Annotated in this window: 16 protein-coding genes; 7 read left to right on the forward strand and 9 right to left on the reverse strand. The window is 36.8% G+C overall.

The window, feature by feature from the left end:
- Window positions 1–532: 532 nt before the first annotated feature.
- The 3 genes from SP041_RS16010 to norR all read right to left on the reverse strand — a co-directional run bounded on the left by SP041_RS16010 (window position 533) and on the right by norR (window position 4265).
- The gene (locus SP041_RS16010; RefSeq protein ID WP_025563591.1) at window positions 533–1585 is read right to left on the reverse strand and encodes a polysaccharide lyase family 7 protein; all 1053 of its coding nucleotides are present in this window, start codon (window positions 1583–1585) and stop codon (window positions 533–535) included.
- A 518-nt stretch (window positions 1586–2103) separates the two neighbouring features.
- Complete coding sequence (locus SP041_RS16015) at window positions 2104–2391, reverse strand: pyrimidine/purine nucleoside phosphorylase (protein WP_025563590.1); 288 nt, start codon at window positions 2389–2391, stop codon at window positions 2104–2106.
- A 278-nt stretch (window positions 2392–2669) separates the two neighbouring features.
- Window positions 2670–4265 carry a nitric oxide reductase transcriptional regulator NorR gene (gene norR / locus SP041_RS16020; RefSeq protein WP_025563589.1) on the reverse strand — a complete coding sequence of 532 codons (1596 nt, stop codon included), beginning with the start codon at window positions 4263–4265 and terminating at the stop codon, window positions 2670–2672.
- A gap of 285 nt (window positions 4266–4550) precedes the next feature.
- On the opposite strand from norR, the gene norV reads away from it, so the two are divergent.
- Both norV and norW read left to right on the forward strand, forming a co-directional pair.
- Window positions 4551–6017: an anaerobic nitric oxide reductase flavorubredoxin gene (norV, locus tag SP041_RS16025; RefSeq protein WP_025563588.1), complete on the forward strand. Its 1467-nt coding sequence runs from the start codon at window positions 4551–4553 to the stop codon at window positions 6015–6017.
- Window positions 6017–7195 (forward strand): NADH:flavorubredoxin reductase NorW, encoded by a 1179-nt coding sequence (gene norW / locus SP041_RS16030; RefSeq protein WP_025563587.1) that lies wholly within the window; start codon window positions 6017–6019, stop codon window positions 7193–7195. Before norV ends, norW begins: the two co-directional genes overlap by 1 nt.
- Window positions 7196–7359: 164 nt before the next feature.
- On the opposite strand, the gene SP041_RS16035 is transcribed toward norW, so the two are convergent.
- Window positions 7360–9267: an ABC transporter ATP-binding protein gene (locus SP041_RS16035; RefSeq protein ID WP_025563586.1), complete on the reverse strand. Its 1908-nt coding sequence runs from the start codon at window positions 9265–9267 to the stop codon at window positions 7360–7362.
- A gap of 135 nt (window positions 9268–9402) precedes the next feature.
- Here SP041_RS16035 and SP041_RS16040 point away from each other — a divergent pair, with 135 nt between their 5' ends.
- Window positions 9403–9627, forward strand: coding sequence for a YheV family putative zinc ribbon protein (locus SP041_RS16040; protein WP_025563585.1), 225 nt, complete (start codon window positions 9403–9405; stop codon window positions 9625–9627).
- A 12-nt stretch (window positions 9628–9639) separates the two neighbouring features.
- On the forward strand, window positions 9640–10128 hold the full coding sequence (locus SP041_RS16045; RefSeq protein WP_025563584.1) for a peptidylprolyl isomerase: 489 nt from the start codon (window positions 9640–9642) through the stop codon (window positions 10126–10128).
- Between the two features lie 336 nt (window positions 10129–10464).
- Here SP041_RS16045 and SP041_RS16050 read toward each other — a convergent pair whose 3' ends face one another.
- The 3 genes from SP041_RS16050 to bioH form a co-directional block, all read right to left on the reverse strand.
- The gene (locus tag SP041_RS16050; RefSeq protein ID WP_025565005.1) at window positions 10465–10878 is read right to left on the reverse strand and encodes a hypothetical protein; all 414 of its coding nucleotides are present in this window, start codon (window positions 10876–10878) and stop codon (window positions 10465–10467) included.
- An 11-nt stretch (window positions 10879–10889) separates the two neighbouring features.
- Window positions 10890–11165 (reverse strand): hypothetical protein, encoded by a 276-nt coding sequence (locus SP041_RS16055; RefSeq protein WP_025565004.1) that lies wholly within the window; start codon window positions 11163–11165, stop codon window positions 10890–10892.
- A gap of 77 nt (window positions 11166–11242) precedes the next feature.
- Entirely contained in the window at window positions 11243–12037 is a 795-nt protein-coding gene (bioH, locus tag SP041_RS16060; protein WP_051368583.1) for a pimeloyl-ACP methyl ester esterase BioH, read from the reverse strand.
- 40 nt (window positions 12038–12077) lie between these two features.
- Here bioH and SP041_RS16065 point away from each other — a divergent pair, with 40 nt between their 5' ends.
- Both SP041_RS16065 and nfuA read left to right on the forward strand, forming a co-directional pair.
- Window positions 12078–12824, forward strand: a complete 747-nt coding sequence (locus tag SP041_RS16065) for a ComF family protein (RefSeq protein WP_240791485.1) — start codon at window positions 12078–12080, stop codon at window positions 12822–12824.
- 171 nt (window positions 12825–12995) lie between these two features.
- Complete coding sequence (gene nfuA, locus SP041_RS16070; RefSeq protein ID WP_025565001.1) at window positions 12996–13577, forward strand: Fe-S biogenesis protein NfuA; 582 nt, start codon at window positions 12996–12998, stop codon at window positions 13575–13577.
- A gap of 4 nt (window positions 13578–13581) precedes the next feature.
- On the opposite strand, the gene yjeH is transcribed toward nfuA, so the two are convergent.
- On the reverse strand, window positions 13582–14856 hold the full coding sequence (yjeH, locus tag SP041_RS16075) for an L-methionine/branched-chain amino acid transporter (RefSeq protein WP_025565000.1): 1275 nt from the start codon (window positions 14854–14856) through the stop codon (window positions 13582–13584).
- 397 nt (window positions 14857–15253) lie between these two features.
- On the opposite strand from yjeH, the gene SP041_RS16080 reads away from it, so the two are divergent.
- Window positions 15254–17017, forward strand: coding sequence for a DEAD/DEAH box helicase (locus SP041_RS16080; RefSeq protein WP_025564999.1), 1764 nt, complete (start codon window positions 15254–15256; stop codon window positions 17015–17017).
- Window positions 17018–17457: 440 nt separating this feature from the next.
- Here the strand turns inward: SP041_RS16080 and glmU are convergent, their stop codons facing one another.
- Window positions 17458–18819 (reverse strand): bifunctional UDP-N-acetylglucosamine diphosphorylase/glucosamine-1-phosphate N-acetyltransferase GlmU, encoded by a 1362-nt coding sequence (gene glmU / locus SP041_RS16085; RefSeq protein ID WP_025564998.1) that lies wholly within the window; start codon window positions 18817–18819, stop codon window positions 17458–17460.
- Window positions 18820–18893: the final 74 nt, after the last annotated feature.

An 18893-nucleotide genomic window follows, 5' to 3' on the forward strand; every position in this document is an offset into this window, starting at 1 on the left:
CAACAAGTGCTCACACAGATTGTTTGATTAAATTGTTAAAGAGCGTGCCTTTCGGCTAGGCGGCGTATATTACGCGCCTTTCGAACAATGTCAACGTCTTATTTTAACTTAATTTCAAACCGAAGTTTGAATCGTTAAAGCGTTTCTTTTATTCTCAGTCTTAGTTAGTGGCTTGCGCCTCCGTCCTTGTCTGTGCGGCGTATTATAGGGATCGCGAAACTATTCGCAAGCGTTTTATTACTATTAATTACAACAAAAGTACCAAGTGATTAATTAAACAACAATACGAGGGGTTTTCAATCAATAATGGGAGGTTTTAATCGTTTAAAATGAGATCTAGTACGTAGTTAATATCGATATCAACGATCCTTAATCATTCATTAAACATAAATTCGTTAATTTAGAGGTCGTAGATCTTAAATTACTACTGATTATTTATAAAAATCGTTTATTCACCTTTCATAATTTGTAGCCTTTCATTTTTGAAAGGCTACATAGTTATTTGTTGCTCTATTATTTGTAGATCTGTTATTTATTGATCTAAGGTTAATTGGTAAAAACTAACTTTTGCGTAATCCCCTGCTGCAATACCATTATTTGAACATTCTGAAGATCCGACATTACATTGGTTGTAGTTACCTGCCTTAAAGTACATCCAATCATTAGCATAACCTTCGTCGTACTCATTTTCTTGGTAATGTGCTTTTGATAAATCTACTGCAAATGTTTTAACAACTTCATTTGTCTCGCCAATATTCTTTTTGAAGGTTAAATGCATAATGCTTTCTTCGACATTTACATCGTATGAGAATACTTCTCCTAATTTGATACCTTCAACGGGATCATCCGATCCTTTACGAAGATCATAAGCGCCTAGTACATTATGGTAGATATCTTTGCGCTTTGAATAATTATCACCTGTCGCATTTATTTCATATCTCCAATATAGCGAACCATATTCATGTCCAGGTAGTTTACGATAGACAATCTTAAGCGGTTCGTTCTTTGATGCATGTATTTGACCGATAACAGTTGAGAAAGCACCGTTCTTTTTATCATTACCGCTGGTACTTACCCAATCAACCGATAAAGTGGCAGATAACTCACCACCAATTGAACCATAAGTTTCCGCTTTTGGATTAGCAGCTAATGCGAAGTTATTTTTTGGATCTTTATAAGAATCTGCCAACATTGCACGTAATTCACTACGAGCATTTTTACTATTTGGTGTTGTCATCGCTTTATTAGGTGTAGCGAAGACCATTGCCCCTGTACTTTTATCTGTATAGAACCAATCAGGGTGTGAATATGGATTAACTTGATCACCTAGCTCTTGAGCAGAAATCTCCATCACTTTACCTGCACGACCTGGTTTATCGTCTTCCATTGGTATATTGATTTTCCATTTCGTTAAATCAAAGTTTTGAGAGGGTGCTTTAGTAGGATCAAGTTTTGCTATTAATGCGAGAGTATTAGTCGTTGGCGGCATTGCTTTTGACACAACGGCTTCACTTTTGAGATTGTCATTACTTACACAACCAGTCAGAAGACTTGCCACGACGACACCTAAATATAATTTTTTCATTCTATTACCTGCTTCATCTATATTAAGAAAATAATCCAACAGGTAATTTATAATACTATTGTATGATTATTTGTGACCATCTTAGAAAATATCAATAATCTACAGCTAACTCGAAGAACATCATTAAGTTTTGTTAACTAGATAACATTAGACAACCTATTATAGTATTCGCTTTATATAATAGGACTCTATTCCTTCCCAATTGCTTTTAAATTCAGACACAAAAATTGATAATGCTGAGGTAGATAGAATTGAAGTAAATAATGTTGAGATAGATAGGGTTGAGGTAAATAGGGTTTAAGTATATTGATTAGCGGTAAGGATTAAGCCGTCTTTTAATTACAGCTTCATATTGTATTGAGTTGAGTTGAGTTGAGTCACTCTGAATTAAAGCTTATTCAATGAAAAAGAATTTTCCCAAAACAGTAAATAAAATTGAAATTGATTATCTTTAAAAACTAAAAAAGGAGCCTTAGCTCCTTATAATGACTTTATAGAGTCACTTTAATCCTAACTCTTTATTTTTTATAAAGACATAGGTATGCAGTTTGTACTACTACTTTTACATCAAAGCTTGAATTTGCTTCAACTTCAAATGTTTCACCTGCGTTATATGTTTTCCATTCTGTTGTATCAACAAGTTTAACCGTTAAGCTACCGCTAACAACAGTCATGTATTCGTATGCTTCAGTCCCGAATGTGTATTCACCCACTTCCATTACGCCAACTGTTGCAGGTAATGTTGCAGTTTGGAATGCGATCGATTTTACATTACCGTCGAAATATTCATTTGCTTGAAAACTCATTTTAATCCCTTTTTATGTATAAACAGATATAACATTGTGCGGTGATTATGGCGAAGCTAAAATTAAAACTCAAGTAAAGCCTTTTATCTCTTACTTTTATTCCTATGATTCAGTACTTATTCAGGACAAATCAACTTGTCTTTTTTATCCTATTGTAATCAAAGTAACAGGATAAATATTCGCTATGATGCCTATCAACGTTGATGATAATGTTAGTAGATATATTAGCTAAAACTAAAGAGCAGTTTAGATCTAGCGCAACTTACAATAACTATTATTTATGTATTTAAGTTAAGACGTTTTAATAAACGGTGTAAATTAGCTGGATACATACCCAATTGTTTTGCAGTAGTAGATAGTTTCTTATTATTCTCTAGATAGACCTGCTCTACGACTTTATATTGAAATTGATCCATCATTTCTTTTAATGTGCCACCACCCTTCCCAAAATTATCTAACCCATTATGTTGTAACTCAGTAATAACTTGCTCCTGCTTCGTCGGGGATAGTGTTGAAATTGAAACTAATGGAACTTCGCTTTGATGTGACTCTTTTTGAAGATGGAAGTGATTAGGGCGAATACTAATATGTGTTTCATTCGACTCTGATTTTGCAATAACAGCTGCACGATATATGGCATGCTCTAACTCTCTTACATTTCCTTCCCACGCATGCGCATGAAGTAACGGCAAGACGCTATTATCAATTTGGATACTGGCGACGTTAAGCTTATGAGAGCAACGCTCTGCAAAAAAACCAGCTAATAAAATAACATCATCACCACGCTCTCTTAAAGGTGGAACAAAAACAGGAAAGACACTCAAGCGATGATATAAATCAGATCGCATATTGCCTTTTTTTACTTCCTCATGCATTACTCTATTGGTTGCCGCAATGATCCGAACATCGACTTTAATATTACTATCTTCACCAACACGTTGAATATCACCATATTGTAACGCGCGTAATAGTTTTGCTTGTAAAGTTAAAGAGAGCTCACCAATTTCATCTAAAAAAAGCGTACCTTTATTAGCTAACTCAAATTTACCTTTTCGATTGCTGATTGCACCGGTAAAAGCGCCTTTAATATGCCCAAATAATTCACTTTCAGCGACTGACTCTGGTAACGCAGCACAATTTAAATAAACAAATGGCTGTTTACTTCTTTGCGATTGCCTAAAAATAGAGTGAGCCACCAGCTCTTTACCCACACCTGTTTCTCCCATAATTAAAACAGATAAATCAGTCGAAGCTACTGCGTCAATATGAGATTTCAAAGTTAAAATACTTTGAGATTGGCCAATCATATCTTGCTTGCTTAAGTTTAATGACGATGATCTTGATGTATTCGAAGGTAAACTCGAGTTACGCTCAAGTTTTTCCATTAATAATGCAGTGTTTAAACTGTTAGAAGCTAATGCGCTAACCAAGCGTAAATAATCGTTATCAAATTGTTCAAATTGCGTAGGATTAAATGCATCGATAGTCAAAGCCCCAATTAAACGACCTTCGTACAATAAAGGTAGGCCAATACAAGCGTGCACTTCTAAATATCCTTGATGATTTGGAATTAATCCATCATAGGGATCGGGTAAGTCACTATCGCTCGGAAAACGCACTATGTCACCGGCACGTGCAATCGCTTCGAATCGAGGGTGCTGATCAATAACAAAACGACGCCCTAACACATCGGCACTAAGCCCATTAATGGCCAAGGGAATAAAATGCTGATTTTTATATAGAAGGAGCGCTGAAGCATCGCATTTTAATATATTACGCAGCGTTATTAATAAACGTTCAAAGCGATCCTGCTCAGAAATACTCGAGGTAATATCCACTGCAACTTGTAACCATTCATTATTTCTTTTTGTCATTTTATTTTAACTCGCTTTATTTCATTGAAAATATCATGGTCACATAAACCTGATTATGTCAGTCAATTCACTATCGTCATGCTTCGTAGGGCTGCACAAACATTATCATTCAGATAAATTATTATCTTGATGACAAACAATAAATTATCAGAAAGATAAATTAAAATGTTACTGAATTAAAAAAACATTAAATAACAATAGCTTAAAATAAACCATAAATTGGCACGCTGTCTGCAATGTACTTGATAACTTTATATAACTTACTTATTTCAGAGAGAAACCAATATGACAATTCATGTAAAAAATAATATTCACTGGGTCGGGCAACGTGATTGGGAAATCGAGAATTTCCACGGTACTGAATATAAAATGACGAAAGGAACAAGTTATAACAGCTACTTAATTCGAGAAGAAAAAACTGTATTGATAGATACCGTTGATCATCGTTTTAGTCATCAGTTTATTCAAAACCTAGAAATGGAAATTGACCTCGAGAGTATCGACTATATTGTTATTAACCATGCAGAAGAAGATCATGCAGGCGCTTTGTCAGCATTAATGGAACGTATTCCAAACACCCCTATTTATTGCACAAACGCAGCTATTGATTCGATTGTTGGACATCATCATCACCCAGAATGGAATTTTAAAACGATTAAAACCGGCGATAGTCTTGATATTGGTAACGGTAAACAACTTGTTTTTGTTGAAGCGCCGATGCTGCACTGGCCAGATAGCATGATGACTTATATTACAGGTGATGCAGTCTTGTTTAGTAATGATGCTTTTGGGCAACATTACTGCGATGAACGTTTATTTAACGATGAAGTTGATCAAACGGAGTTAATGGATCAATGCCTACGTTATTATGCCAATATTTTAACGCCATTTAGTGCGTTGGTTATTGCCAAAATTAAAGAAGTATTAAGCTTCAATTTACCCGTCGATATGATTGCAACAGCACACGGTATTGTATGGCGTGATAACCCAATTCAAATCATTGAAAAGTACTTAGAATGGGCGGGCGATTACCAAGAAGATCGTATTACTATTTTCTATGACACCATGTCTAACAATACCCGAATGATGGCTGATGCGATTGCACAAGGGATTCACGATATCGCCCCTAAAGTAGCCGTTAAGGTATTTAATATTGCACGCCAAGATAAAAACGACATTCTGTCGAGCCTATTTCGCTCTAAAGGCGTTTTGGTCGGTTCTTCAACAATGAATAATGTCATGATGCCTAAAGTGGCAGGTATGTTAGAAGAGATAACGGGGCTTAAATTTAAACAGAAAAAAGCCGGTGCTTTTGGTAGCTCAGGTTGGAATGGTGGTGCCATTGACCGTATTAATAAACGCTTAATCGAAGCAGGTTTTGAAATGGCAGATAGCCTACATACAAAATGGCGACCAGATGGCAAAGCAATGCGCTTATGTCGTGAACACGGTCAACGTATTGCAAAAGAATGGGCATTAGATCAAAGCAATATACAACCAATGATAACGAATGCAACAGAAAACCAACCAGTAAAAGCAACCACAGCTGAGCAACATCAAGAACATGGGCCAGATTGCCAATGCATGATTTGCACCGTATGTAACTGGATCTACGATCCTAAAATAGGCGAACCAAGTCAAGATGTTGCAGCAGGCACGGTTTGGAATGATGTACCTGAATACTTCCTTTGCCCTGATTGTAACTTAGGTAAAGACGTTTTCATTCCCCACTCTGCCGAAGAGGTTGCATAATGACACTGCCCATTGTGATTATAGGCAGCGGTTTTGCTGCCTATCAATTAGTGAAAGCTTTACGCCGCCAAAATAATGAAATTGATATTTGTATCATAACCGCAGATTCTGGAGATGATTATAATAAGCCAGATTTAAGCCATGTATTTTCCAAGAAGCAATCTGTTGCTGATGTTATCAATACAACTGCAGCTGAATTTGCAGAACAATATAAGGTCCGCTTAATCACGAAAACTCGCGTGAATGAAATTGATGGATTTAATAAGTTTATTATTGCTGGTGAACACAAAATAAGTTATTCGAAACTAGTACTCGCAACTGGTGCGACTCCTTTTATCCCAGCCATTAAAGGTAATGCTGCACAGAGATTATTGACGTTAAATAGCTTACAAGAATTCGCTGCCTGCCAAGAACAAATTACCTCTGCTGAGTCTGTGCTAGTCATTGGAGGCGGCTTAATTGGTGTCGAGATAGCACTAGATCTTGCTAATGCGGGTAAACAAGTCACCTTAGTTGAACCTTCACCACAATTAATGTCCAGACAATTGCCTGAATATGTGGCGCTTGAACTTCAAAAGAACCTTGTACAACATAATATTGAGATTAAAACAGCTTGTACGGTGAGTGCTATTGAGTTGGAGGCAGCATTAGACATCAACGACACAACCACTAAGCATGGTCAAATGTTAGCGCTATTAAGTAATAATGATCATTTACAAGTTGATCAAGTTATTGTTTGTGCAGGGTTAAAACCGAATACGCAGCTTGCAGATCAATCCAATATTAAAACTGAGCATGGTATTTGTGTCGATGCACATTTACAAACTTCTATTAAAGATATTTATTCATTAGGTGATTGTGCGCAATTTGAAGGGTTGGTTCGCGCTTACCTACAACCAATATTGATTAGTGCAAATGCATTAGCCAAAACTTTATTAGATGCACCTTCAGCAGTCAATTTACCTAATATTATGATTAAGGTAAAAACACCGACTTACCCTATTCAAATTGGCGGAGTGACTTGTTCAAATGAAATTAACCGTTGGATATTTGATGTGCAAACAGAGGGGATAATTGCTAAAGCTTACAATGAACAACAAAAGCTAATTGGTTTTGTGGTGACCGCAGAGAAAACAGCACAAGCATTTCCTTTGCTAAGAGAGTTATCGCAGGCTTAGCTTACGATACAGACACGACAAGTTATTAAATAACGATGCGCTGCTGATAAAGAAAAGTTGTTCAGGTTTTCTTTATCAGCAGCGCATCTATTTTCGACTTCATTTATAAATTTTGGCGTTTCACTTATAATTTGAAGATTTACTTATAAAAGGCTCAATATAAATTATTCGCTTTCGGCTTGTAATAATTCAATTTGTTCTTGAGCATCCATCCATAACATTTCAGCTTCTTCTAACTGCTCTTTTACTTCACCTTGCTCTTTTAATAGATCCGTTAATTTCTTTTTATTTTCTTGCTCATAAAGCGAACTGTCACTTAACTGTTCTTCAATCTCAGCCACACGAGCAGAATAAGTATCCATTTGCTTTTCTGCGCTGGTTAACTGCTTTTTAAAAGGCGTTAACTTTTTACGAAATTCCGCTTCTAATCTTTTTTGATCTTTACGGTTTGCACTCACCGAGACCACTTTATCTTCACTTTGAGCCGCTTGCTTCTCAATACGTTGTTGATCAGACAACCATTGATGATAATCATCTAAATCACCAGCAAAGGGTTCTACTTTTTTATCGTGTACTAAATATAGGTCATCGATAGTCGTACGAAGTAAATGGCGATCATGCGATACCACTACCATTGCGCCTTCAAATGCTTGTAAAGCGACGGTCAAAGCATGACGCATTTCTAAATCAAGATGATTGGTTGGTTCATCGAGTAATAGTAAGTTAGGTTTTTGCCACACTAATAATGCTAAAACCAAACGCGCTTTTTCTCCACCAGAAAACGGCGCGACAATATCAAAAGCTTTGTCACCTTGAAAACCAAAACTACCTAAGAAATTACGCAGAGGCAGTTCTTTCTCATCGGGTGCTAAACGCATTAAATGCTGCATTGGGCTTTCGTCTAAATGTAAAAACTCTAATTGATGCTGTGCAAAGTAACCAATTTTTGCATTTGTGTTTATTTCAATCTTGCCTGATTTAGGCTGAAGCTGATTTGACAGTAATTTAACTAAGGTTGATTTACCTGCGCCATTACGCCCTAATAAACCGATACGACTACCAGGGACTAAGTTTAATTTTATTTCATCAAGAATTAATAGATCCTCGTACCCTGCACTCACTTTTTCCAATGTTAATAATGGCATTGGTAGTGCTTCAGGTTCTCGGAATGAAAAACTAAATTGATTATCGAGATGGGCTGGTAAGAGCGCTTCCATCTTTTCAAGTGCTTTAATACGGCTTTGCGCTTGCTTTGCTTTATTGGCTTTATAACGAAAGCGATCAATATAGCTTTGCATATGATCCATTTGCACTTGTTGTTTCTCGTAAGAAGATTGTTGCTGCATTAGTTTTTCAGCGCGTTGACGCTCAAAGCTAGTGTAGTTACCGGTATATTCAAATAATTTATTTTGTTCAATATGAATAATTTTATCGACAATGCTATCAATAAAATCACGGTCATGAGAAATCAGTATTAATGTACCTTGATATTGATGTAACCATTTTTCAAGCCAAATAACCGCATCTAAGTCGAGGTGATTGGTAGGCTCATCCAGTAAAAGTAGATCAGATGGGCAAAGCAGCGCTTGCGCTAAGTTTAAACGCATACGCCAACCACCAGAAAAATCACTAACCGCTCGTCCTTGCGCTTGTTCACTAAAACCTAAACCAGCTAATAACTCGGCAGCGCGAGATTCAATTGTATAACCACCAGCATTATCCAATAAAATATGCATTTCAGCGATTTTAGTACCGTTATCTTCTATTTCAGCCTGTTTTAGTTTTGCTTGTAATGTACGAAATTCAATATCGCCATCAATAACATATTGCAACGCATTGGTATCTAAAGCAGGCGTTTCTTGAGCAACACTCGCTAATCGCCAATGATGTGGAATTGTTAGGTCACCAGCATCCACTTGAGACTCTTGTTTTAATAAAGTAAAGAAGCTCGATTTACCACAACCATTGGCACCGACTAAACCTACTTTTTGTTTTGGATTGATGGTTGCACTGGCATTTTCAAGTAAGGCTTTTCCACCTCGGATAAATTCGATATTAGTTGCAACGATCATAAATTCAGAGTCTCAATGTAAATCAGGTAAATTAAAGCAAGATAATAACGAACTTTACAAACTTGAGCCATAACTACTGAAAATGAGTGCTAATTTGTTTATCATTACGTACTTTTTGTCATTTGTGATTTGTATATGCCTGTATCTAAGAATAAAAAACGCTTCATCGCTGGAGCAGAATGCCCACAATGTAAGACTATTGACAGTATTGCTTTGACACTGGAAAATGCAGTTGAGACTTTAACCTGCGTGTCTTGTGATTACACACAAACACAAACACCTAATCAGGCTAAATCAGCAACACGTCAATTTGAACAAATAATTGGTGTTTTTGATCCCTCAGAACCCGATAAAGAATAGAGAGAAATAACAATGAAAATTGAAAAAAATTCAGTAGTAGCAATCCACTTTGGTGTTGCAGAAGTTGACGGTAATGCCCTTGATAGTACAGAAAACGGTAGCCCTCTTGAATTTATTCAAGGTGCACAATATTTAGTACCTGGTTTAGAGAAAGAATTAGAAGGCAAAGAAGCTGGTTACAAATTTGATGTTAAATTAGAAGCAGAAGAAGCTTACGGTCCTTTCCAAGAAGAATTAGTTCAAGAAGTACCTCGTACTTTATTTGAAGGCGTTGATGAAATTGAAGTCGGTATGTCATTTCAAGCAGAAACTGAGCAAGGTCCTCGTACTGTAGAAGTCACTGGCGTCACTGAAGAAAATGTAAGTATCGATGCAAACCATCCTCTAGCAGGTATGGCATTACAATTTGTAGGTGAAGTTGTATCTGTTCGAGCAGCGACTGATGAAGAAATGTCACATGGTCATATCCATTCAGCTGAAGGCTGTGGGCATTCTCACTAAATTTAATGTCACTTTTGATGATTAATAAGCGTCTTATTAGATAGCCTTTATTAAATCACTTTAAAGTAACATGCAAAAGCCGCCAATCTATCTAGATTGGCGGCTTTTTTATACACTGCAAGATAGTCGATTACGACTTAAATACTCAATATTATACGATTCATACGTCGCGATTATACCGATTATATTAAATAAGTAATCTAAATTTTGCGCAGGAAAAATGATTTAGTTTAAGGCGTAAATTGAGCTAAATGGTTGTTCCATTTGCGAAATTTACAACGAAGAAATAAGTTATTTTAACCAGTAAAATAGATCAGTTAATTAGTGTGATTGGTATTAAATACTGTAACTCACCACCGGCTCAGGTATTGGTAAAACGGCATTAGCATATTTAGCCTGAATCACTGACATCACTTGTTTATAATCAGATATTCCACTCAACTCAACAGATAACGTATCCAACTCATGAGATGAAAGTTTTAATTTACTAGCAAAGAAAAAATGACGTCTTTGGTTAGAGTTCGTTGACTGATCTTGTTGTTGAGAACCTTTATGGTTATCTTGAATTATTTGTGACGATTGGTGGGCCACTTGTTCACGCTCTTGTTGATCTCGCATTTTAGCGTAAGCGTGTGCTTCTTCTGTTTTAGGAATAGCAGATTGTAAATGATTTTCTTGACGCAGCCCCTCGGCAGCTTGTGGAAAAGGGGCTGCTGCAATAGGGGGAAGTTGAACATTTACGTTAACCATAATGGTTTCAGTTAAACGGACACATCGATAAGTGAACCAACCATTTCGTCAGCCGTCATAATTACTTTCACAGAAGCTTGAGCTTGTATTTCTGCTAATTTCATATTAATGACTTCCGCTGTGACAGGCCCAGAAACATAACTGTTCGCAGTTGGCGCTTCAGGCGTTACATTTTGTTCTGTATTTTGGCTTATCGGATTAGCAATACGTTGACTAGACTCAGTCATTTGTTGAGACGCATTATTCAAACCATTAACACCCGATGAGAATGCTGAATTTATTTCCATAAAGGACTCCTAATAAATAATAGCTATTACATTATGGCTATTATTTAAACAAAAATAAAGCTTAACTGTAAAACCTATCACTCAATAAAACCAATTAAAGTCGCTTTAAACAGATTGGATTCGCTGATAAATGGCATGTGAGAAGACCTCTCAAAAATAACCTGTTGATTAGATGGATTTAACTCAAGTAAAGTAGCCGCGTTATCCATTGGCACTAAACTATCTTTTTCACCAAAAATACTTAAACATGGCATTGTTAATTCACTAAACTCCGTTCGTAAATCCACTTCATTTAATAAATCTAAACCTGCAATTAATGCAGATTTTTTCGGCTCAGCCTGATCCACTAATAGGCTTTTGATCGTAGCAATATCAGTTTTAACGGAATCACTGCCCATCGATTGCAAAGACAAAAATCGATTAAGCGTTTTTTTAGGTTGTTTAGTTACCCCTACCTTAAATGCTTCAAATACTTCTTTTTTTACACCAGACCATTGCCCTTGCTCTACAAACTTTAATGATGCACAAACTTGAATTAATTTTTCAACACGTTCGGGGAAATGCGAAGCAACATAAGTTGCTATTAACCCACCTAAAGACCAACCGCACCAAACGGCATTTTGAGGTAACTTAGCTAATAAGGTTTCAGCAATAGAAGCTAAGGAATAATCAGACAATTCAGACTGTTCACCAAATCCAGGTAAATCAACTAAATGCACACAATAATACTGACTTAATTGTTCAATAATAGGCTGCCAAACCGCACTATTAACGCCCCATCCATGTATTAATACAAGATTTTTACCAGAACCGACTGCTTTATATGTTAGTTGCTGATCCACCTGCTCATGATTTTTGTGTTCTATACTCACTATCACCTCACTCAACTATCATTTTATTTAAAGGGCTGATTTGCGATATTTTCTACGACATGTCTATCAACAGAGTCAAAATCTATTTGAAGCTTGTTTACCAAGTCGTTGTCTGTTGTGTCATTTATCGAGTCACCAAGCGCTTATTTGCCAGTTTTGTTATAAGGCTATATTAACAGAGAGGCCTTGTTGTTTACATTGTGGTTGTGGATTAACCAACTCACAAGATTTTTGTGGGGAGTGTTTAAGGCATCCTTTTTATTTCCAACAACTGCACGCTATCGCGAGTTATCAATCCCCTTTTCCAGAATTGATAAAACAATTAAAATATAACAACCAATTATTATATGCGGATTTATTGGGTTTACTACTCGCCAGTAGTATCAAACAACGCTATACAGCTCAGCAACTTCAGGACATTGATTTTCTAATTCCTGTTCCTTTACATATTACAAAACATAGAAAGCGTGGTTTCAATCAAGCACAGCTAATTAGTGATGCCTTAATCAAACACCTACCTTTACCTACAATGATTAATTCCCCACTTATTCGTAATAAGTTTACTCATGCCCAAGAAGGCTTGAATCGAAAGCAACGTACCTCTAATTTAAAGCATGCTTTTTCGCTACATGAACAATCTTCAATGTCGTTAAAAGGGAAATATGTTGTATTAATTGACGACGTAGTGACAACAGGCGCAACTATTAATAGCTTATGTCAGTGTTTATTAGCAGCTGAAGTTAGCAGAATTGATGTGTGGTGTATTTGTCGAACAGAGCTAGGTTAATGGCACTAATACATTGTATTAATGGGAAATATCTCCTATAAAACGCATTAATAATCACTCGAAAAACGATTCTTAATTTTATTATTTATTGCAATTTCACTCTTTGCTTTCTTATTGCATTCAATTCTCGTTATAATGACCTAGTAAATTACTCAAGCATAAAGGTTTAACATGATCGAAATTACTCCAGTTGCACAGGCACACTTCGCAAAATTACTAGAGCCACAAAAAGAAGGCACTAACATCCGTGTGTTTGTTATCAATCCGGGCACACCAAAAGCAGAATGTGGTGTATCTTACTGCCCACCAGAAGCAGTTGAAAGTAGTGATACACGTTTGAGCTTTGAAAGTTTTGATGCATTAATTGATGAAGTTAGTTTGCCATTCTTAGATGATGCATTTGTTGACCTAGTAGAAGAAGACACAGGTACACAACTAACATTAAAAGCACCTAATGCAAAAATGCGCAAAGTAAAATCAGATGCGCCATTATTAGAACGTGTTGAATACGTTATTCAAATACAAATCAACCCACAGTTAGCAAGCCACGGTGGTTTTATTAAGCTCATTGAGATTACTGAAGACAATGTAGCTGTTATTGAATTTGGTGGTGGCTGTAATGGTTGTTCACAAGTTGATTTAACGTTGAAAGAAGGCATTGAGAAAGAGCTACTTGAAGAGTTTTCAGGCGAGCTAAATGCAGTACGTGACGTAACTGAACATGCTCAAGGCGATCACTCTTTCTATAAGTAATCCCTTAGCTTGTTTTAATGCGGTTATTTGATTTATAAATAGCCGCATAATATATTGCTAATACAGACACTAATATCAGTGCAAATATCATCTCTTTTCCTAACGCTACAAATAACACTAAGCAAGTGATACTCGCAATAACAGCCATCCACTTTCCTCTTCCTTTTAATAATACGACACCAGCAATACCCGCGGCTAAATAAATTAAAATAAACAAACCGTTAGCATAAGCAATTAAGTTTTCTAATGGGACATCCAGAGATTGGCTAACCAACAAAACGATACAACAAAGAGTCACTGAAAAACCTAACCCCCAATAAGCAACATTATGTTTATTTACACGACTAAGATTAGAATGAATTTGCTGCTGTTTGGCCATGCTTTGTAATAAACGAGAGAAACCAACAAAGTATAAGCTAATAGAAATAAAACACGTACAGAAGCCCACTAAGTTCACTAGGATATATCCTTTATTACCTAAGCTCGCTTCAACTAAATGTACGACAGAATTAAGATTTTTCTCTTGATCTCCATAAAATCCCATTTGTAATAAACTAAGACTGATCAACCCATAAACAACTAAGGTAATCGTAATACCGATAAAAATAGTTAATGGAAAATCTCGCTCAGGGTGTTCAAAGTCATTTGCAATATGCGTAATAGCTTCAATACCTAAAAAGCACCAAAGGATAAAAGTCGCGGCTAATGCAATATCACTTATATTAAATAGAGTGTCAGGTAACTGTAATGAATGAGTAAATTGAGTATCAATAGAAGAAAACAACAAGGTGCTAACAATAACGACACTGAGTACAGATTGAATAATCGCCGCCGTTTTTAGTCCCAACAGATTAATCATTAATACTAAAGACAAAATGGCAACCGCAATAATCAACCTAAAATCGGTTCCAATCGATATTAGCCCTACTTCTATTAACGCATTCTGTAAAAAATTAGCCGCGGTCATGGTTATTACCGGGGTACCTAAGGCGACCACCCAAATAAATAACCAGCTAACTAATCTTGCACTACGCTCACCAAATGCTTGTTGCACAAAATAAGCAGTACCACCTGCATTGGGATAAAACTTACCTAACTGCGCGAAAGTAAAAACAATCGGTACAATGAGAACACCCATGATTGCCCATGCTAATAAAGACCAACTTCCTGCAATTTGTGCAGCAATGGCAGGAATAATAAATACACCTGAGCCTAATAATGCAGAAACCAGCATAGCAACACCTTGTGCTATCGATAACTTATGTGATGCTAATGCCACTTTTTCACCTATCCGTATGATTTAAAACGTCGTCTTTATAACCTACTTTGATGGCAAATTAAATAAAAGAAAAATCAAGTACACCTCTAAATATAAAAACCACAATAAAATTATTGTATTTAATACCCCTATACAGCAGTTAATTCATAAAAAACGTGCGGTTTGTCAAAATAAAGCGAGCATTTTATACACAAATACAGTAGAATGCGCCTCCCTCGCACACGGATCCATCTAAAGCGAAGCATAATATTCAGAGTAAACCTACTACGCGATTGATTTCGCAATAAATTAATGGACATGTTTAACGACATTTAACTTGTTAAACTGATGTAGGTATAGGCTGAATTTAACGCACATTCGAGTAATGTGCAGCATTTTATAAACTCATGAGGCCACTATGTCAGAGTCAGAAAACACACAAGTAGTAGAAGAAATAGCAGGACCAACCTTTAAAGAATTAAACTTACCAGAAGCATTAGTGCAAGTTGTATCAGAAATGGGTTACGAAACACCATCTCCTATTCAAGCACAATGTATCCCACACCTATTAAGAGGTGAAGATGTTTTAGGTCTAGCTCAAACGGGTACTGGTAAAACAGGCGCATTTGCACTGCCTTTATTAGCAAACATTGATATCAGCAAGAACCACCCACAAGTATTGGTATTAGCACCAACACGTGAATTAGCGATTCAAGTAGCAGAAGCATTTCAATCGTATTCTCGTCACATGCGTGGTTTCCACGTTATGCCTATTTACGGTGGTCAAAGCTACAACATTCAATTCAAGCAATTAACACGTGGTCCACACGTTGTTGTTGGTACTCCTGGTCGTATCATGGACCACTTGAAACGTAAAACATTAGATTTATCAAACCTAAAAACATTAGTACTTGATGAAGCAGATGAAATGTTACGCATGGGTTTCATTGATGATGTTGAAACGATCATGAAAGAAATGCCTGAAAAGCACCAAACTGCGCTTTTCTCAGCAACAATGCCTGATCAAATTAAACGCATTACTAAGCGTTACATGAACAACCCAACAGAAGTTAAGATCAAAGCGAAAACATCTACTGTTTCAAACATTGAACAAAAATGTTGGATCGTACGTGGTGTTAACAAGCTAGATGCATTAACACGTATGTTAGAAACTGAAGAGTTTGATGGCGTAATCATCTTTGCTCGTACTAAAACAGCAACAGTTGAATTAGCAGAACGTTTAGAAGCACGTGGTTACCGCAGTGCAGCACTAAACGGTGATATGAATCAACAAACACGTGAACGTACTATCGCACGCCTTAAATCAGGTGGCTTAGATATCTTAGTAGCAACAGATGTTGCTGCACGTGGTCTAGACGTTGAACGTATTAGCTTAGTAGTTAACTACGACATCCCAACAGATACTGAATCTTATGTTCACCGTATCGGTCGTACTGGTCGTGCTGGCCGTACTGGTAAAGCAATCTTATTTGCAGCACCACGCGAGCGTCGTTTATTACAAGCAATTGAACGTGCTACTCGCCAACCAATTACTATAATGGACTTACCTACACGTGACGAAGTAACACAAACACGTATTAGCAACTTTGAAAAGCAAATTGCAGCCGTTTGTGAAAGCGAAGATCTTACTTTCTACCGTACTTTACTTTCACAAATAGAAAATAATTCAGAAATTGAAGAGCAAGATTTACTAGCAGCGCTTCTATACATGGCACAAAAAGACAAACCATTACAACCTGTTGAAGAAAAGTTTGTAGAGCCGCGTAGCAATGACCGTAACGAACGCAGTGATCGCCCACGTCGTGACCGCAACGACCGTAATGATCGTAATGACCGCCCTCGTGGTGACCGTCCTGACCGTCCACGTAACGATCGCAACGAATCTCGTGGCGATGATAAACCGCGTGGTCGTGGACGTCCTACTGACGTTGAACTTGAAATGTTCCGTTTAGATGTTGGTCGTGAGCACGGTGTTCAAGTTAAAAACATCGTAGGTGCAATTGCAAATGAAGCAAATATCAATAGTCGCTTCATTGGTGATATCCGTCTAAATGACGATCACTCAACAATTGAATTACCAAAAGGTATGCCGGAAAACACATTAGCGCATCTTCGCAGTGTGCAAGTATGTAAACGTCCGTTAAATCTTAAAAAAGTCTAATTTAATTAGACTTTAGATGAAGGAGGCCTCGGCCTCCTTTTTTTATATCTATTATTTAAGCCCTACTACTTTTTTGATGCCACGCTCTACAACACCTGCACTTCAAAACACTATTAAAAACAATGGATATTTATTTCATATAGCTCCCTTCTCTGAACTTTAAACAGAAGAAAATCAAGACTAAAACAATGTAATCGATTATTTTATAAAATAATTTACAACAAAGAAGTGAACGGGTAACTAGCAAAATAGCTGAGATATTTACTGTGATTGATATGGCTACGACTGTATAAACACATCAAAAGACAAAGCATTAATAATCGTCATTAATTGGTTCAATGACTAAGTCATCAAAAGTACACAGGAGTATTGTTCAGCAATAAAAAAGGCCGATAACCTAAGTTACCGACCTGCTAAATATCTTACTAAAAAATTAAGTTTTATTTTTTCTTAACTGGACGCGTCCAACCTTCAACATTACGTTGCTTAGTACGTGACACACATAATGTATTATCAGGTACATCCGTTACAATTGTTGTTCCTGCACCTGTTGTTGCACCATTACCAATCGTCACAGGCGCGATAATTTGGCAATCACTCCCCAAAAACACATCATTACCAATAATGGTTTGATGCTTGTTAACACCATCGTAATTGCATGTGATCACACCAGCACCAATATTAACGCCACTACCCACTTGGCTATCGCCAATATAACTTAAGTGTCCGCATTTAGTGCCAACGCCTAACGTTGATTTTTTCACTTCAACAAAATTACCAATATGCACTTCGTTAGCAATAACAGTATCAGGGCGAAGTCGTGCGAAAGGACCTATCGAAGCGTTTTCACCAATACTGGCACCTTCAATAATAGAGTTTGCTTTAATTTCAGTATTATCAGCAATATCACAGTTCTTTAGAATGCAACCTGCACCAATTTTAACGCCATAACCTAACGTCACTTTACCTTCGATAATAACGTTGATATCGATATCAACATCTTGACCACACGTTAATTCACCACGTAAATCAAAGCGAGTTGGGTCACGTAACATCACGCCATCTAATAATAAATTATTAGCATTTTGTAACTGGAAAGCGCGTTCTAAATTAGCAAGTTGTAAACGGTTATTCACACCTTCAACTTCAAACGTATTTTCAGGCTGAACCGTTTCAATAGAACAACCCGCTTCATGTGCCATTTTAATAATGTCAGTAATATAGTATTCACCAGCCGCATTATCATTAGATAGCGCAGGTAACCAACGGTTTAAATCGTTAGCATTTGCCACAAGAATACCAGTGTTCACTTCTTTAATCGCTAACTGCGCTGAGTTTGAATCTTTCTGTTCAACAATGCCCACGACTTTACCGTCAAGACGTTCTATACGACCATAACCTGTAGGATCGTCTAACGTAATGGTTAACAATCCAATACCACCTTCTGGTTGTACTGCAATTAACTTCTCTAACGTAGTCGCTGATAATAAAGGGACATCACCGTAAACCATTAAGATTTTTTCATCTGCTTTAAAGTGAGGTTGTGCAATTTGCATTGCATGTCCAGTACCCAATTGTTCAGTTTGCTCAATCCAATTTAAGCGATTATCTGCAATATTTTGCTTCATGATGTCGCCACCATGTCCGTAAATTAAGTGGATGTTGTCAGCGCCAATCCCTTTCACAGTATCGATAACATGTTGCACCATCGGCTTATCTGCAATTTTATGTAGCACCTTAGGTAAAAGAGAACGCATACGAGTACCTTTACCAGCAGCAAGAATAACAACACTTAAAGACATAATTGGAACCTTAATATAATTAATATAAAGAAATCAGGTGATCATTTTAACGGAGTTTGTAGCGAGATCGTATA

Source organism: Psychromonas sp. SP041, assembly GCF_000470315.2.
GTDB lineage: Bacteria > Pseudomonadota > Gammaproteobacteria > Enterobacterales > Psychromonadaceae > Psychromonas.

Excerpts from the sequence above, each read along its gene's own strand:
- glmU (WP_025564998.1), bottom strand. The coding sequence starts at position 18,819 with ATGTCTTTAAGTGTTGTTATTCTTGCTGCTGGTAAAGGTACTCGTATG.
- norW (WP_025563587.1), top strand. The coding sequence starts at position 6,017 with ATGACACTGCCCATTGTGATTATAGGCAGCGGTTTTGCTGCCTATCAA.
- SP041_RS16045 (WP_025563584.1), top strand. The coding sequence starts at position 9,640 with ATGAAAATTGAAAAAAATTCAGTAGTAGCAATCCACTTTGGTGTTGCA.
- SP041_RS16080 (WP_025564999.1), top strand. The coding sequence starts at position 15,254 with ATGTCAGAGTCAGAAAACACACAAGTAGTAGAAGAAATAGCAGGACCA.
- norR (WP_025563589.1), bottom strand. The coding sequence starts at position 4,265 with ATGACAAAAAGAAATAATGAATGGTTACAAGTTGCAGTGGATATTACC.
- SP041_RS16010 (WP_025563591.1), bottom strand. The coding sequence starts at position 1,585 with ATGAAAAAATTATATTTAGGTGTCGTCGTGGCAAGTCTTCTGACTGGT.
- norV (WP_025563588.1), top strand. The coding sequence starts at position 4,551 with ATGACAATTCATGTAAAAAATAATATTCACTGGGTCGGGCAACGTGAT.
- SP041_RS16040 (WP_025563585.1), top strand. The coding sequence starts at position 9,403 with ATGCCTGTATCTAAGAATAAAAAACGCTTCATCGCTGGAGCAGAATGC.
- SP041_RS16015 (WP_025563590.1), bottom strand. The coding sequence starts at position 2,391 with ATGAGTTTTCAAGCAAATGAATATTTCGACGGTAATGTAAAATCGATC.
- SP041_RS16055 (WP_025565004.1), bottom strand. The coding sequence starts at position 11,165 with ATGGAAATAAATTCAGCATTCTCATCGGGTGTTAATGGTTTGAATAAT.
- nfuA (WP_025565001.1), top strand. The coding sequence starts at position 12,996 with ATGATCGAAATTACTCCAGTTGCACAGGCACACTTCGCAAAATTACTA.
- SP041_RS16050 (WP_025565005.1), bottom strand. The coding sequence starts at position 10,878 with ATGGTTAACGTAAATGTTCAACTTCCCCCTATTGCAGCAGCCCCTTTT.
- SP041_RS16035 (WP_025563586.1), bottom strand. The coding sequence starts at position 9,267 with ATGATCGTTGCAACTAATATCGAATTTATCCGAGGTGGAAAAGCCTTA.